Origin of the sequence: Salinispora pacifica DSM 45544 (assembly GCF_000378845.1) — a bacterium.
GTDB classification, from domain to species: Bacteria; Actinomycetota; Actinomycetes; order Mycobacteriales; family Micromonosporaceae; genus Micromonospora; species Micromonospora pacifica.
In genome coordinates this window covers 2,809,795-2,824,895 of the sequence record NZ_KB905359.1, presented here as the reverse complement: position 1 = coordinate 2,824,895, position 15,101 = coordinate 2,809,795, and the positions used below count along the sequence as shown (strand labels likewise).

General features: G+C 71.2%; 11 protein-coding genes, 1 pseudogene and 1 riboswitch. Of the genes and pseudogenes, 6 read left to right on the top strand and 6 right to left on the bottom strand.

Translation table 11 applies throughout. The features are described 5' to 3' along the window. Window positions 1-183: 183 nt before the first annotated feature. Window positions 184-339: pseudogene (locus tag SALPAC3_RS29080) on the bottom strand (cell wall anchor protein); the annotation flags it as partial. A gap of 138 nt (window positions 340-477) precedes the next feature. Next, window positions 478-612, top strand: a riboswitch (SAM riboswitch). A gap of 10 nt (window positions 613-622) precedes the next feature. Here SALPAC3_RS29080 and thrC point away from each other — a divergent pair. From thrC to paaN, 3 genes are all read left to right on the top strand, one after another. Further along, complete coding sequence (gene thrC, locus SALPAC3_RS0112770; RefSeq protein ID WP_018221622.1) at window positions 623-1,909, top strand: threonine synthase; 1,287 nt, start codon at window positions 623-625, stop codon at window positions 1,907-1,909. Between the two features lie 272 nt (window positions 1,910-2,181). Then, on the top strand, window positions 2,182-3,180 hold the full coding sequence (locus SALPAC3_RS0112765; RefSeq protein ID WP_018221621.1) for a GNAT family N-acetyltransferase: 999 nt from the start codon (window positions 2,182-2,184) through the stop codon (window positions 3,178-3,180). 51 nt (window positions 3,181-3,231) lie between these two features. After that, entirely contained in the window at window positions 3,232-4,905 is a 1,674-nt protein-coding gene (gene paaN / locus SALPAC3_RS0112760) for a phenylacetic acid degradation protein PaaN (protein WP_018221620.1), read from the top strand. 153 nt (window positions 4,906-5,058) lie between these two features. On the opposite strand, the gene SALPAC3_RS0112755 is transcribed toward paaN, so the two are convergent. Continuing rightward, on the bottom strand, window positions 5,059-5,838 hold the full coding sequence (locus SALPAC3_RS0112755; protein ID WP_196230337.1) for an SAM-dependent methyltransferase: 780 nt from the start codon (window positions 5,836-5,838) through the stop codon (window positions 5,059-5,061). A 233-nt stretch (window positions 5,839-6,071) separates the two neighbouring features. After that, complete coding sequence (locus SALPAC3_RS0112750) at window positions 6,072-6,608, bottom strand: GNAT family N-acetyltransferase (RefSeq protein WP_018221618.1); 537 nt, start codon at window positions 6,606-6,608, stop codon at window positions 6,072-6,074. A 210-nt stretch (window positions 6,609-6,818) separates the two neighbouring features. Between SALPAC3_RS0112750 and SALPAC3_RS0112745 the strand changes: the two genes are divergently transcribed. Both SALPAC3_RS0112745 and groL read left to right on the top strand, forming a co-directional pair. Further along, on the top strand, window positions 6,819-7,022 hold the full coding sequence (locus SALPAC3_RS0112745) for a cold-shock protein (protein ID WP_007073263.1): 204 nt from the start codon (window positions 6,819-6,821) through the stop codon (window positions 7,020-7,022). 605 nt (window positions 7,023-7,627) lie between these two features. Further along, window positions 7,628-9,250 (top strand): chaperonin GroEL, encoded by a 1,623-nt coding sequence (groL, locus tag SALPAC3_RS0112740; protein ID WP_018221617.1) that lies wholly within the window; start codon window positions 7,628-7,630, stop codon window positions 9,248-9,250. A 57-nt stretch (window positions 9,251-9,307) separates the two neighbouring features. Here groL and SALPAC3_RS0112735 read toward each other — a convergent pair whose 3' ends face one another. From SALPAC3_RS0112735 to SALPAC3_RS0112725, 3 genes are all read right to left on the bottom strand, one after another. After that, window positions 9,308-9,511, bottom strand: coding sequence for a hypothetical protein (locus SALPAC3_RS0112735; RefSeq protein WP_018221616.1), 204 nt, complete (start codon window positions 9,509-9,511; stop codon window positions 9,308-9,310). An 87-nt stretch (window positions 9,512-9,598) separates the two neighbouring features. After that, window positions 9,599-10,528 carry a GNAT family N-acetyltransferase gene (locus tag SALPAC3_RS0112730; RefSeq protein WP_018221615.1) on the bottom strand — a complete coding sequence of 310 codons (930 nt, stop codon included), beginning with the start codon at window positions 10,526-10,528 and terminating at the stop codon, window positions 9,599-9,601. Window positions 10,529-10,664: 136 nt separating this feature from the next. Then, window positions 10,665-13,016, bottom strand: coding sequence for a S8 family serine peptidase (locus tag SALPAC3_RS0112725; RefSeq protein ID WP_018221614.1), 2,352 nt, complete (start codon window positions 13,014-13,016; stop codon window positions 10,665-10,667). A gap of 230 nt (window positions 13,017-13,246) precedes the next feature. Here SALPAC3_RS0112725 and SALPAC3_RS0112720 point away from each other — a divergent pair, with 230 nt between their 5' ends. Next, window positions 13,247-15,058, top strand: coding sequence for a glycerol-3-phosphate dehydrogenase/oxidase (locus SALPAC3_RS0112720; protein WP_018221613.1), 1,812 nt, complete (start codon window positions 13,247-13,249; stop codon window positions 15,056-15,058). Window positions 15,059-15,101 lie beyond the last annotated feature (43 nt).

The following is a 15,101-nucleotide window of genomic DNA, read 5'->3' as shown; positions in this document are numbered from 1 at the left end:
GCCAGCCTGGCCGGTGACGCACTCAGCGCGCGTGGTGTTTGCACTGTTGATTGGCGACGGTTGGGTAAGCAACGGCGAGGTGTGTTTCGTGCCGTTCGCCCGTTGTCAACCAGCTCCACGTGGTTGTGTGGTTCGTTGATTGCGTCTACCCGGCGCGATGTTGAGCTGGGTGTCGTGAAGCGGTTAGGTCAGGAAACGGGTACGGCGGCGTCCGATCAGGTAGCCCGCGCCGCCGAGGAGCAGGAGCGCACCGCCGATGCCGGCCACGGTCGCGGCAACCGCCCGAGCACGGTCCCGGGCGGTGCCAGCGCTCAGGACCGTCCCGCCCGTCACAGGGAGTTATGTAGTGGCCGTCGTGGCGGGCCGGGTAGAGCGGAGGTGCGGTGCCGCTGCGGGGTGAATCACATTTCGCCACAGGGTGGGAACGGGTGGTCATTGGCCGTCATCGCCGGCTTACACTCGGCGGCACAACTGAATGCCTCATCCAGAGGGGCTGAGGGACACGGCCCGAAGACGCCCCGGCAACCACCCCACATGATCACCCAGAGTGACTGGCGGGACAGGTGCCAATTCCGGCCCCGCCGCAGAGTGCGTCGCGGGGGCAGATGAGAGGAATCTCGAGATGACGTCCACCCTCGCCCCGTCCGGGATCGACCCCGCCACCAGCCCGGCCCGCGCCCTGGTCTGTCGCGCCTGTTCGGCCCGGTACCCGCTCATCGCCCAACACGCCTGTTACGAGTGCTTCGGCCCGCTGGAGGTCGACCACGACCCCGCCGTGCTGGCCGCCGTCACCCGCGAGCAGATCGAGGCCGGCCCACGCAACATCTGGCGGTACGCGCCGCTACTGCCGGTCGGTCAGGACCCGGCCACCCGGGTCACCCTCGACCCGGGCTTCACCCCGCTGGTCGCGGCCCCGCGGCTGGCCGCCGAGGTGGGCCTCACCGCGCCGCTCTGGGTCAAGGACGACAGCGCCAACCCGACCCACTCGTTCAAGGACCGGGTGGTGTCGGTGGCGCTGACCGCCGCCCGGTCGTTGGGCTTCACCCGGTTCGCCTGCGCCTCCACCGGGAACCTGGCCAACTCGGTCGCCGCGCACGCCGCCCGCGTCGGCGCCCCGTCGGTGGTGTTCATCCCCAGCGACCTGGAGCAGGGCAAGGTGCTCACCACCGCCGTCTACGGCGGGGACCTGGTCGCGATCGACGGGTCGTACGACGACGTGAACCGGCTCTGCGGCGAACTGGTGGAGACCGACGAGTTCGAGGACACCGCCTTCGTCAACGTCAACGTGCGGCCCTACTACGCCGAGGGCTCGAAGACGCTCGGCTACGAGGTTGCCGAGCAGCTCGGCTGGCGAATCCCCGCGCAGGTGGTGATTCCGATGGCCTCCGGTGAGCTGCTGACGAAGGTCGACAAGGCGTTCGCCGAGTTGGTCGAGATCGGCCTGGTCGAGGCGCCGGCCGGCGGCTGGCGGGTGTTCGGGGCGCAGTCGGCGGGCTGCAGCCCGATCGCCGCTGCCCTGCACGCCGACAGTGACACCATCAACCCGGTCAAGCCGACCGGCATCGCCAAGTCGCTGAACATCGGTGACCCGGCCGCCGGCCCGTACGCCCTGGAGTCCGTCCGTCGGACCGGCGGTTGGATGGCGGCGGCCGACGATGACGAGATCCGGGCCGGGATCCGGCTGCTCGCCCGTACCGCTGGGGTCTTCGCCGAGACCGCCGGTGGGGTGACCGTGGCGGTGCTGCGAAAGCTCGTCGAGTCCGGCCGGCTCGATCCGACCGCCGAGACGGTGATCTTCAATACCGGTGAGGGGCTCAAGACTCTGGACGCGGTGGCGGATCAGGCGGGCCCGAGTCACCGGATCAAGGCGTCGCTGCGGGCGGCCCGGGACGCCGGGCTGATGGGTTGATACGTCATTTAGTGCTTGATGAGGCCCGGACTGCGTGAAACCTGCCCGTGCGGGCTTGACGTCCGGTTTTTCAGGGCGGAAAATGGCTAATGCGGGAGGGCTCTCGCCGGAGACTTGTTCTTTCGACCCAGCGCCAGCGGCGTTGTGTGGGAGTCCCTCCCGACCACCCCAAATTTTCTGCTGCTGCTGCCCTGGCCTCCTGCCTGGTTGCGAAGATCCGGCCGTCGAAAAATGACTGGACCGGCCAGCGCCTCGTGGCGGAGGCTGCGGGTATGGGCATCTCCATCACCCCCTTCGGCCCCGCCGACGACCGAGCGATCGACGTGGCGGTCCAGATCGAGGCGGCCGCATCCGCTGTTGATCTGCCTGACTTTCCGCTCTTCTGCCCGCAGCGGTTCATCGGGTCCGTGCGGCATCCAATGCCCGGCGACGCGCCGGTGCACCTGCTGGCCCACCTCGATGGCGCGGCCGCCGGCCTGCTCACCCTGGAGTTGCCGCAGCTGGACAACACCGAGAACGTCTTCGTCGACCTGAGTGTGCATCCGGCCGTTCGGCGCCGGGGGGTCGGGCGGGCACTGTTCGACCGCGCGGTCGAGCTGGCCCGGGAACACCGGCGCAAGCGGCTGACCGCGATGACCCTGGACACGGTGGCGGCCGGTGCCGCCTTCGCTCGTACGCTCGGGGCGAACTCCGTGCTGGCTGACGTCCGCCGCCGGTTGGACCTCGACCAACTCGACCCCGCGGCGCTGGCCCGCATGCTGGCCGACGCCCAGGACCGGGCCACCGACTACCAGTTGGTGTTCTGGCGGGGCCACACCCCGGCGGAATATCGGGCCGACGTCGCCTACCTCGAGGGGCGCCTCGTCACCGACGCGCCGATGGGGGACCTGGCGTGGGAGCCGGAGCGGTACGACGTCGAGCGGGTCCGGGCCACCGATGTCGCGCTGGACGCGCGCGGCCGGCGTCGGTACCACACCGGAGTACGCCACCGGGCTTCCGGCCGGCTCGTCGGCTGGACCATGCTCGACGTGGCGGCCACCATCGACTGGCACGCGCTCCAGCAGATCACCATCGTGGACCCGGAGCACCGGGGGCACCGCCTCGGCCTGCTCGTCAAGCTCGAAAACCTGCGGTACCTGCGGTCCCACGAACCGGCGGTGCGGGTCATCAACACCTTCAACGCCGCCGCCAACGACCATATGATCAGCATCAACGAGCAACTCGGGTTCCGGGTGGCGGATCGCTGGACCAACTGGCAGTTGACCATCTGATCTGTGACGCGGCCCTACTGATCGTGCCGACATCTGTTGCATGATGTCGGCATGACGGAGACCCCGCACCCCCTGTACGACAGGCACGCCGAGACCCTCGACCGGGCGCTGACCGCCATCTCACAGCGCGGGTACTGGTCCGCCTACCCCGAGTCGCCCAGCCCGCGGGTGTACGGCGAGACCGCCGCCGACGACGGCAAGGCGGCCTTCGAGGCATACCTCGGTCGTGACTTCCCCCTTGACCAGGCCGGCGCCGGGAGCACGGTCCAGACCGAGGTCAGCCCCTTCGGCGTTGACCTGGGCGTCGGCTACCCGCACGCGAGCGCCGACCATCTCACCACCGCCGCCGCCACGGCGCTGCCGTCGTGGCGGGACGCCGGGCCCCAGGCCCGGGTGGGCGTCTGCCTGGAGATCCTGGATCGGCTGCACCGCAACGTCTTCGAGCTGGCCAACGCGGTGCAGTTCACCAGCGGGCAGGCGTTCGTGATGGCCTTCCAGGCGGGCGGTGCGCACGCGTTGGACCGGGCGTTGGAGGCGCTCGCCTACGCGTACGCGGAGATGACCCGGCACCCGGGCACGGCCGGCTGGGAGAAGGCGGCGGGCAAGGGCGACCCGCTGCGGATGACCAAGACCTTCCACGTGGTGCCGCGGGGTGTCGCGCTGGTGATCGGCTGCAACACCTTCCCGACCTGGAACTCGTACCCGGGGCTCTTCGCCTCGCTGGTCACCGGCAACCCGGTGATCGTCAAGCCGCACCCGCGCGCGGTACTGCCGCTCGCGATCACGGTGCGGTACGCCCGCCAGGTGCTCGCCGAGGCCGGCTTCGACCCGAACCTGGTGCAGCTCGCCCCCGAAGCGCCGGGCGAGAAGCTCGCCTCCACGCTGGCCCAGCATCCGGCGGTACGGATCGTCGACTTCACCGGCTCCTCCGAGTACGGCGACTGGCTGGAGGCCAACGCCCGGCAGGCGCAGGTCTACACCGAGAAGGCCGGCCTGAACGCGGTCGTCATCGACTCCACCGACGACTTTGGCGGGATGTGCCGCAACCTGGGATTCACGCTGACCCTTTACAGCGGCCAGATGTGCACCACCTCGCAGAACATCATGATTCCCCGGGACGGCATCGAGACCGACCAGGGGCACAAGAGCTTCGCCGAGGTGGCGGCCGGCATCGCGGCGGCGGTAGGCAAGCTCACCGCCGATCCGGCGCGCAGCGTGGAGTTGACCGGCGCGATCGTCAACGACGGGGTGTTGGAGCGACTGGACGAGGTGACCAAGGTCGGTGAGGCGGTGCTGGAGTCCCGTACCGTCACCCACCCGGCCTTCCCCGGCGCGGTGGTCCGGACGCCGACCATCGTCCGACTGACCGCCGACGACACCGCCACCTACACCCGGGAGTGGTTTGGCCCGATCTCGTTCGTGATCGGGACCGACTCGACCGAGCACAGCCTGGAGCTCCTGCGTGCCACGGTGGGTGAGCAGGGTGCCTTGACCGCGGCGGTCTACTCGACTGAGGACGCGGTGCTGGACGCGGCCGAGGTGGCGGCGGTCGAGGTCGGGGTGCACCTGTCGGCGAACCTGACCGGAGGTGTTTTCGTGAACCAGTCGGCGGCCTTCTCCGACTTCCATGGCAGCGGCGCCAACCCGGCGGCCAACGCGGCTCTCACCGACGGTGCCTACGTCGCCAACCGGTTCCGCATCGTGCAGAGCCGTCGCCACGTCTGAGCGGACCCACCCTCGCATCCGGGGCGCGCAAGCCTAGCTCCGCCGCACGTCCCGGATCTGCGCCGGCGGGCGGTCCGGGCGGACGACTCCTTCGCGGTGTTGTCCGCCCGGCGTCCCCGGCGTCCCCGGCGTGACTCCGGTGGCGAAGAGGGGCTAGGGCTTGCGAGCGATGCCGGCCCAGTAGTAGGCGGCGTGCGGGTCGGTGGGCGCGCCGTCGTCGGGCTGCCAGGCCGCCACCGGGACGATTCCCGGCTCCACCAGGTCCCAACCCGCGAAGAATCGGGCCACCTCGTCGCGGCTGCGGGGCACGAGGGTCATGCCGCTGCCAACGGCAGCGTCAACGGCCTTCTTGACGGCCTCCGGGTTGAAGTCGCCGGTCGGATGGGTGATCGCTACGTAGCTACCGGACGGCAGGGCGTCCATCAGCACGCGGATCTTGCGCCACGGGTCCTCGGCGTCCTCGAGCAGCATCAGGGTCGCGACAATCGTCAACGCGACCGGCCGGTTGAGATCAAGTACCTCGCGCAGCTTCCGGTGGTTGACAATCAACTCCGGCTCACGCAGGTCGGCGTGGATGTACTCGCTGCGCCCCTGCTCAGTGCTGATCATCAGGGCTCGGGCGTGGGCCAGGACGATGGGATCGTTGTCGACATAGACCACTCGGGTCTCCGGAGCGATCTCCTGGGCTACCTCGTGCAGGTTCGGCCTGGTCGGGATGCCGGTGCCGACGTCCAGGAACTGCCGTACGCCGGCCTGCCCGACCAGATAGCGGGCCACCCGGTGGACGAATCGACGGTTCTCGGCCGCCATGGACCGCACCGTCGGGATCGCCGATATCAGGGCCTCGGCGACGGCCCGGTCAGCGGCGAAATTGTCCTTACCCCCGAGCCAGTAGTCGTAGATCCGCGCGGAATGTGGCACACCATTGTCGATTGCGGATGAATGGGGTCGCTGCTGATCTTCCGTAGCCGGGTTATTGCCGGGCACGGTCACCTCCTACTAAGGACGCTCGTGGAGCGGGCGGCGTTCAGCCTAGCCGGACATCGACGCCAACGACATTTCTGGAGATCAGTGCGACTGCGGTCCGGGCGCTATCGGGCGCACGCACCCCTGGCTGGGCCCGCCGGTCGGTGTCCCGGACCCGTTCGGCGTCGTACCGCGTCCCTTCAGGCCGGGCGGCGCATCTGTAGCTCGGTGAGGGTCGGGATCGTCGGGTGCGGAAGGCGGCGGCCGGTGTCGACGAACCCCAACCGACGGTACGCCCGGTAGGCCCGCTCGTTACCGACCACGACCTCCAGCATCAGCTCCGGACGACCGCAGGCGCGGGACCAGCCGGCCACCGCGTCGATCAGGTCGGGGAGCAGTCCGCCACCCCGCCAGGATGGGGTGATGTAGACGGCGAAGATGACGGTGAGCCCTGGTTCGTCCGGAGTCGCCGCGCCCCCGGCATGTCCGACCAGCCGGCCGCTCGGGTCCGCGACGAACTGCGCGTTGGCGCTGCCCGTCGAGGTGTACGCGATGCGCGCCGCGTAGTCGGCGTGGGGGCGGGCCGCCGCGTCGGCAAGCGTCTCCAGGAAGGCCAGCGGTGCGTCGGCGAGCATCTCCAGCCGCAGCGCCCGCATTCGGGCGGCGTCGGCCGGCTGGACCCGACGGATCCACGCCCGCCGGGTCGATGCCGGCCCCGGGGCGGGATCGCTCGTCATGTCGGTTATTTATCACAACGATGCCCGACGATGGGAGCCACTCACCGTATGTCCGATTTGTGGTCGTGCGCCGTCGTCACGCCTCGTGTAGCGTGCGATTTCGGTCACCGGTTCAGCGGCCGTCGCCGATCGTCGAACCGGTACCACCCGCCGGCCGGCGTGCCGGCTCGGCCGGGGTGAGTGGAGTCGCGCATAGTTAGGAAGTGCACCGTGGCACAGGGCACCGTGAAGTGGTTCAACGCCGAAAAGGGCTACGGCTTCATCGCCGTTGACGGGGGGCAGGACGTCTTCGTCCATTTCTCTGCTATCGAGATGGACGGCTACAAGGCGCTGGACGATGGCCAGCGGGTGGAGTTCGAGATCGCCCAGGGGCAGAAGGGCCCGCAGGCCGAACGGGTGCGCGTCGTCGCCTGAGCGACCGGCGCTGCCTCGGGGGCGACCGGCGTAACGGTCGTCCCCACGATTGTCACCACCCAGCCGACCGGCTCGGGCTGGCGCCCGGCCGGCGTGCGGCTGGGTGACGTTGCTCCGCCGGGCTGCCCGCTGTGCCCGCCGGCCGCCCGCTGCGCCCCGGCTGCTGTTCGTTCGTGCCCCGGCTCTCGCCGCACCGTCACCTCCGAGCCCCACCTGAGGAAGAGCGAGCCCTACCTGAGGAAGCAGGTAGGGCTCGTTGCCGTTGTCGCCGCGTGGTCGGCGTACGAGGGGCTGGTGAGCGTCGTTCGGCGGGCGGTGGAAGTCGACTGCCCTGGGCGATCGTGCTTGCACTCGGCAAGGGGGAGTGCTAAACAGGTCCTTGGCACTCGCATACCGTGAGTGCCAATGGTCGGGGCGGGAGGGCCACGGTTGCAGCGGCGTCGCAGGACGCGGGTGCGGCAGTTGGCCGGTCGTCGCGGGCTATCCGGCCCGGCCGACGGACGTCGCCGTCGCCAGGTGGCGATGTCTGAAGGTGCGTAACCAGGCGGCCCATCCGGGAGACACCCTCTCGGGTGGCCCGTGAGTGTCCAGGAGGACAACGCCGTATGGCCAAGATGATCGCGTTCGACGAGGAAGCTCGCCGCGGCCTCGAGCGGGGCATGAACCAGCTCGCTGACGCTGTGAAGGTGACCCTCGGCCCCAAGGGCCGTAACGTCGTGCTCGAGAAGAAGTGGGGCGCTCCCACCATCACCAACGATGGTGTGAGCATCGCCAAGGAGATCGAGCTCGAGGACCCGTACGAGAAGATCGGCGCTGAGCTGGTCAAGGAGGTCGCGAAGAAGACCGACGACGTCGCCGGTGACGGCACGACGACGGCGACCGTCCTGGCCCAGGCCATGGTCCGCGAGGGCCTGCGTAACGTGGCCGCCGGCGCCAACCCGATGGCCCTGAAGCGGGGCATCGAGACCGCGGTCGCCAGCGTCTCGGAGGAGCTGCTGAAGCTCGCCAAGGACGTCGAGACCAAGGAGCAGATCGCCTCCACCGCCTCCATCTCCGCTGGTGACCCCAGCGTCGGCGAGATCATCGCCGAAGCGATGGACAAGGTCGGCAAGGAAGGCGTCATCACCGTCGAGGAGAGCAACACCTTCGGCCTGGAGCTTGAGCTCACCGAGGGTATGCGCTTCGACAAGGGCTACATCTCCGCGTACTTCATGACCGACCCGGAGCGGATGGAGGCCGTCTTTGACGACCCCTACATCCTGATCGTCAACAGCAAGATCTCCTCGGTCAAGGACCTGCTCCCGATCCTGGAGAAGGTCATGCAGTCGGGTAAGCCGCTGCTGATCATCGCCGAGGACATCGAGGGCGAGGCCCTGGCGACCCTGGTCGTCAACAAGGTCCGGGGCACCTTCAAGTCCGTCGCCGTCAAGGCCCCGGGCTTCGGTGACCGCCGCAAGGCCATGCTCGGTGACATCGCCATCCTCACCGGTGGCCAGGTCATCAGCGAGGAGGTCGGCCTCAAGCTGGACGCCGTCAGCCTCGACATGGTGGGTCGCGCCCGCAAGGTCGTGGTGACCAAGGACGAGACCACGATCGTCGACGGTGCCGGCGACGCCGAGCAGATCCAGGGTCGGGTCAACCAGATCCGGGCCGAGATCGACAAGAGCGACTCCGACTACGACCGGGAGAAGCTGCAGGAGCGGCTGGCCAAGCTGGCCGGCGGCGTTGCGGTGATCAAGGTTGGCGCGGCCACCGAGGTCGAGCTGAAGGAGCGCAAGCACCGCATCGAGGACGCCGTTCGCAACGCGAAGGCTGCCGTCGAGGAGGGCATTGTTCCGGGTGGTGGCGTCGCGCTGGTGCAGGCCGGCAAGACCGCCTTCGACAAGCTCGACCTGACCGGTGACGAGGCGACCGGCGCCCAGATCGTCAAGATCGCGCTGGACGGCCCGCTGCGGCAGATCGCCGTCAACGCCGGCCTCGAGGGTGGCGTCGTCGTCGAGCACGTCCGTGGCATCGAGGCCGGTCACGGCCTGAACGCCGCGACCGGTGGCTACGTGGACCTGATGGCCGCGGGCATCATCGACCCGGCCAAGGTGACCCGTTCGGCGCTGCAGAACGCGTCGTCGATCGCGGCGCTCTTCCTCACCACCGAGGCTGTTGTGGCGGACAAGCCGGAGAAGACCCCGGCTGCCCCGGCTGGCCCGGGCGGCGGGGAAATGGACTTCTAAGTCCAGTTTCGCGAGACCAGAGGGGCGGGCCGTTCAGTGGTCCGCCCCTCTGCGTGGCTACGTTGGCAGCGGCCGTTGGTTGCGCCGCTTCTGCGTCTGGTCGTACGGCTGGGGCGCCGGGACCGGCTCGTCCACGACCGGCACCGGTTCGTCGGCGGGCGGTTCGTCGGCGCCGTCCATCTCCGCCTGCTGCTCGGCGTCGCCGAAGTCGAGGCGGTCAAAGGGCAACGGCGGCCCGGGCTGTTCGTCGTCCGTCGTCATGTGGGCCTCCTCCACCGAAACGGTAGGGGCCGTTGCCGGCTAGTGGGGGGCGAATGACGCTATCGGATGACCTATCCGATTCGTCGGTTATTGCTCCCCGAGGCTCCGCCGGTATCCGAAGAAGACCCGTTCGATCCAGGCACCTGCGCTGCCCGAGTAGAACCGAACCGGCCCCACCCAGCCGATCTGCGCCTGCGTGATCCCCGCGGCCCGTTGATCGGCGAGGCAACGACGCAACAGCACCCCACCGATCCCGGACCCCGCCGCGGCCGGCGCGGTGCCCATCGGGCCGAACCAACCCGGCCGAGATGAACCCCAGGCGGCGAAGCCGAGGAGGTCGCCGTCGCGTTCGGCGAGGTGGCAGCCGGCCTGGTCCCGGCCGATCGACTCGGCCACCTCCGCGGCCCAGGTGCCGTCGAAGGCCTCCGACACGAACGCCGTCAGCGCGGGCAGATCCGCCGGCTCCGCCCGCCGTACCGTCACTCCCCGACCCGCCAGCCGCTGCTCCGCCGGTGCCGTCGTCCGTAGTGCCGGGCTCTCGGCGCCGGAGAGGTCGGCGGTCATGTTCCAGGCCGTACTGTCCCGGGCGTACCCGAGCGCCTCCGCCGCGCAGATCGCCGGCGTGTAGCGCACATCAATGCCGGGCCAGGCATAGTACGGCGGGTTGCCCGCCAGCCGTACCTCCCTCGCCCCGAGCCCGGCGAACTGTTGCTCGGCGCGCGCCACCAGCGCCCGCGCCACCCCCCGCCGCCGGTGCGCCGGCTCCACCGCGACCAGATCCACATGCGCGGCCGGGTTGCTCGGTGCGGCGAGCGAGCCGAGCAGTACGCCGATGAGCCGGGCGTCCCGGTAGGCGCCCAGCGCGACGACGGGGCGGCTGGTAACCGCCCGCGGCCAGAGCGTCGCCACGATGGCCCCCGCCTCGGCGGCGTCGTCCGGCAGATCCAGGGACCGGCCGCACAGCTCGATCACGGTCGGCAGCTGCTCCGGCGTCAGCTCGGTGATCTTCAGGTCCATGGACGCTGACCCTAGGCCACCGGAACACTGTTGTTAAGAAGGTTCCCTGCTGCCGGCGCACGAGACCCGCCTTCGCCCACCGGGCGGCCGGTACGAGCCGGTCCAGCCGTCCGCAACCTCGGCCTACGCACGTCGTTCAGCCTCGGGCGGCGCGGACGGCGGCGTACGCGTCCACCAGGCCGGCGCCCGCGACATGCGCCTCGTCGCCGCACCGGTCGCCACTGACCCGGACCGCGGTGGCGGTCTCGGTCAGGATCTGGCGGGTCCGAGGTAGATCGCCGATCAACGCCGGATTGGCCGACCACATCAGCGCCGCCACCCCGGCCACCTGCGGAGTCGCCATCGACGTGCCGCTGAGCGCGCCGTACCCGCCACCCGGAAGCGCGCTGAGCACATCGGTACCGGGGGCGACCAGGTCCGGCTTGGCGACGCCGCCGGGCCCCGGGCCGCGTGCGGAGAAGTCGGCCACCCGTCGCTGCCGGTCGACCGCGCCGACGGTCAGGACATCCGGGTGGAAAGCCGGGGGATCCTCGATCGAGCGGCAGCGGGGCCCGGTGTTGCCGGCGGCGACCACCACGAGGATCCCCGCGGCGGCCAGGGCGGCAACGGCCGGCTGGAGTGCCGCAGAATCACAGCCCTCCAGCGCCGGGCAGCCCCATGAATTGGTGAGAATCTCCGGCGCGCGGGGTGGGCGACCGTCGCGGAACGGGTCCCCGCCGGTGGGGAAGGGCGCCAGCATGAACTGGAGGCAGTCCAGATAGAGCGCGGGGTTGCCGAGGTTACGGTCCAGATTGACGCAGCCGGTCCAGGTGGCCCCGGGGGCGACCCCGGCCCCCTCCCGCCCGACCGCGCTGCCGAGGGTGTGGGTGCCGTGCCCGCCCCGGTCCCGCGGGGCCGAGGTGGCGTTCCAGGGGTCGAACCACGAGTCGTCCCCGCCGCGGAAGCCGGCCGCCAGCCCCGGATGGGTGCCATCCACCCCCGAGTCGGAGCTGCCCACGGTCACCCCCGTACCGGTGATCCCCAGCTCCGACCAGACGCGGTCGGCGCGGATCAGCCGGATGTTCCACTCCGCGCCCGGCGGCGGTGCGGCGTCTCCCCGGGCGATCGGGGCGGGCGCGGGCAGGGGGCGGACCCGCTGGCTGACCAGCACCCGATCTACCTCGGGACGGTCTGCCAGCCAGGCCCGCGCCAGCGGCCCGCCGTCGACCTCGATCGCGTTGACCAGATAGTAGGGCGTGTGGTCCAGCCGGAACCGGCGTAGCTCCCGGCGCAGGTCGGCCTGCGTCCGCTCGGCGGTCTCCACCAGCCGCCGGTAGACCTCGGCGGCCCGGCGGTCGCGACCGGCCCGCCCGGTGGCGGCGGGTACGTCGCTCAGGTCGGCCTGCTCCCGGAGCACCACGAAGAGCCGTTCACCGTGCAGCCCGGGCTGCCCTGGCCCGACGGCTACCGCCCCGGTCGCCACCAGCAGGGTGGCCGCCGCCGTCCCGGCCACCGTCCGACTGGGTCGGGCGCCCGGACGTCGGACGAGCGCCACCCCGTACCCGAGGGCGAGCAGGACCGCGACGGTGCCGCCGGCACCGGCGGCGACCGCCACCCAGAAGGGCACGTCCCGGGCGGCGGCCAGCACCAGGCTGACCTCCTCCGGGTCGGCCCAGGCGAGTGGGCCGAAGACGCTCAGCCCAACCAATCCGGCGGTGGCGGGCCCGACGCCGGTCGCTGTCCGCCGGGCGGCGGCGGCCAGGGCCGCCAGCGCGAACCCGGCCGGCGGCAGCGTCAGCAGCAGCGGCAACTGGGCGCCGGACTGCCCCACTCCCGCCCCGAGCAGCAGCAGAACGACACCGGCGACCAGACCGTCCACCAGCACCAGCCGACCTGGACGCGGCGGGGTGTCGGTGCTGCGGCGGGACCAGAACGCGGCCGGCAACAGCGCCGCTGCCAGCCCACCGACGGCCGCGGCGGCGAGCGCGGCGAGCAGCGTCTCCAACAGCCCGCCGAGCGCACCGACCCAGACCCACGGCAGCAGCAGGGCCAGCCCGCTCGCGAGCCCGAGCAGCGTCACCGGGGCGGGGCGTGGGGCGCGCCGTCGACGCCGGTCCGGTTCGTCTTCCGGGCCGATCGGCGCGATCCGGTGGGTGACCAGCCGGTGGATGACCAGGGCGGCCAGCCCCGCTGTGCCGGCGAGCGTCGCCAGATACGCCTCGTGCTGCACCGGTGGCAGCGCCCGCGGCAGGCTCAGCGCGCCGAACACCAGCAGACCCACCAGCCAGAGCTGGCCGACGGTGCGAACCACCCGGGAGCGGGGCAGCAGGGCGAGCAACAGGGTGGGGACGCCAGCCAGCACCACCACCGCGACGGTGGTCACCGGCCAGAGCCAGACCAGCCGGTCCACGCCGACCAGGAGGAGGAGTTGGTCGGTCAACCAGCCGCCGAGTTGGGTGACCACGGTGAGGCCGACGATCCACAGGCCGAGGAGGACGGCGGCGACCACCGGCGCCGGGCTGCTCCGCGGTGGGCCGGCCGGGCTCGGGAGAGGGTGGGCTGGCCAGGGCTGCACCGGCACACCGTACGTTGCCGTCGGATTCGCCGCAGTAGCTCGTCGGATTCACCGGCGTGCGTCGTCGGAGCACCGTCGGTCGGTGGGGGACGGAGTGTTCCGGAATACGCTGCTGCCCTGGCCGGGACGAGGAGGGCTACCGTGGAGGCGTGCGTGACCCGAATGTGTCCCGAGCGACGGCCAGCCAGCTCTCTCCGCAGCGGCGCACCGCCGACCTGCGCCGCCTGGCGGTCGAGCACTTCGATGTCCTGATCATTGGCGGCGGGGTCACCGGCGCTGGCGCCGCCCTGGACGCCGCCTCGCGTGGCCTGAAGGTCGCCCTCGTAGAGGCGCGCGACTACGCGGCCGGCACCTCCAGCCGGTCCAGCAAGCTGATCCACGGCGGCCTACGCTACCTCGAACAGCTCGAGTTCGGCCTGGTCCACGAGGCGCTCACCGAGCGGGGCCTGCTGGCCACCCGGCTCGCGCCGCACCTGGTCCGCCCGGTGCCGTTTCTGGTGCCGCTGCCCGGTGGTGGGCTTCGGGACCTGCCGGCCCGGACGTTGCGCCGCTCCTACTACGGCGCGGGCGTGGCAGCGTATGACGCCTTCGCCGGTGTCTTCGGCGGCGGCCGAGGGATGCCGCTGCACCGGCACCTGACCCGCGAGGGGGCCCGCCGGACCTTCCCGAGCCTCAAGGCGGAGGGGCTGGCCGGCGCGATCCGTTACTACGACGGCCAGGTCGACGACGCGCGGCTGGTGGTCACCCTCGCCCGGACCGCGGCCAGCCTCGGCGCGACCGTGGTTAACAGCGCGCGCGCCGTCGGTCTGATCCGGCAGGCCCGCGAGGTGACCGGGGTTCGGGTTCGGGATCTGGAGGCGCCGGCCGACTCCCCGGACGCCGAGTTCGAGGTACGGGCCCGCACCGTGATCGCGGCGACCGGGGTGTGGAGCGACGACATGTCGCGGATGCTCGATGACGTCGGGCTACGCCCCCGGATTCGGGTCCGGGCCTCGAAAGGCGTGCACCTGGTGGTGCCCCGATCGGCGATCACCGGCGAGACCGGGCTGATCCTGCGGACCGCCACCAGCGTGCTCTTCGTCATCCCCTGGGGCGGGCACTGGATCATCGGTACCACCGACACCGACTGGCGGCTGGACCGCTCCCACCCCGCGGCCTCCGCCCGGGACATCGAGTACCTGCTGGCGCAGGTCAACACCATCCTGGACCGGCCGTTGACCACCGCCGACATCGAAGGCGTGTACGCGGGTCTGCGACCGCTGCTGGCCGGCGAGGCGGACTCCACCTCCAAACTGTCTCGGGAACACGCGGTGATCGAGCCGATGCTCGGGCTGCTGCTGGTCGCCGGGGGCAAGTACACGACGTACCGGGTGATGGCCGCGGACGTGGTGAACCGGGCGGCACGCCGGCTCGGCGCGGCCCGGCGGTCGCGCACGGCCGACCTGCCGTTGCTCGGCGCCGACGGCTACTCGGCGATGTGGCGGGACCGGGCGGACCTGGCCCGCCGGCACGGGGTGCCGGTCGGCGTGGTCGAGCATCTGCTGGAACGGTACGGCAGCCTCGCCCTGGAGTTGTTGGCCCTGATCGACGCCGAACCGTTGCTCGGCGCGCCGTTGGCCGGCGCGCCGGAGTATCTGGCCGCCGAGGTGACCTACGCGACCCGGGCCGAGGGGGCGCTGCACCTGGAGGACGTGCTGGACCGGCGGACCCGGATCTCCATCGAGACCGCGCACCGTGGCCTGGAGTCGGCCGAGCACACGGCGGAGCTGATGGGCGCGGTGCTGGGCTGGGACGCCGATACCCGGGCCCGGGAGGTGGCGCACTATCGGGCGCGGGTGGCGGCGGAGCGTAACTCACAGCTGATGCCGGATGACGCGACGGCCGACACGGCCCGGCTCGGTGCACCCGATGTCCGCGGCTTCGCCGCCGACCGGGGGGATGGGGATCCGGTGGAGCGCGCCGCCCCCTCCGCGTAGCCACGGCGCCGAGTCAGCGCACCTCGCCGGGTCGACCAGGCCG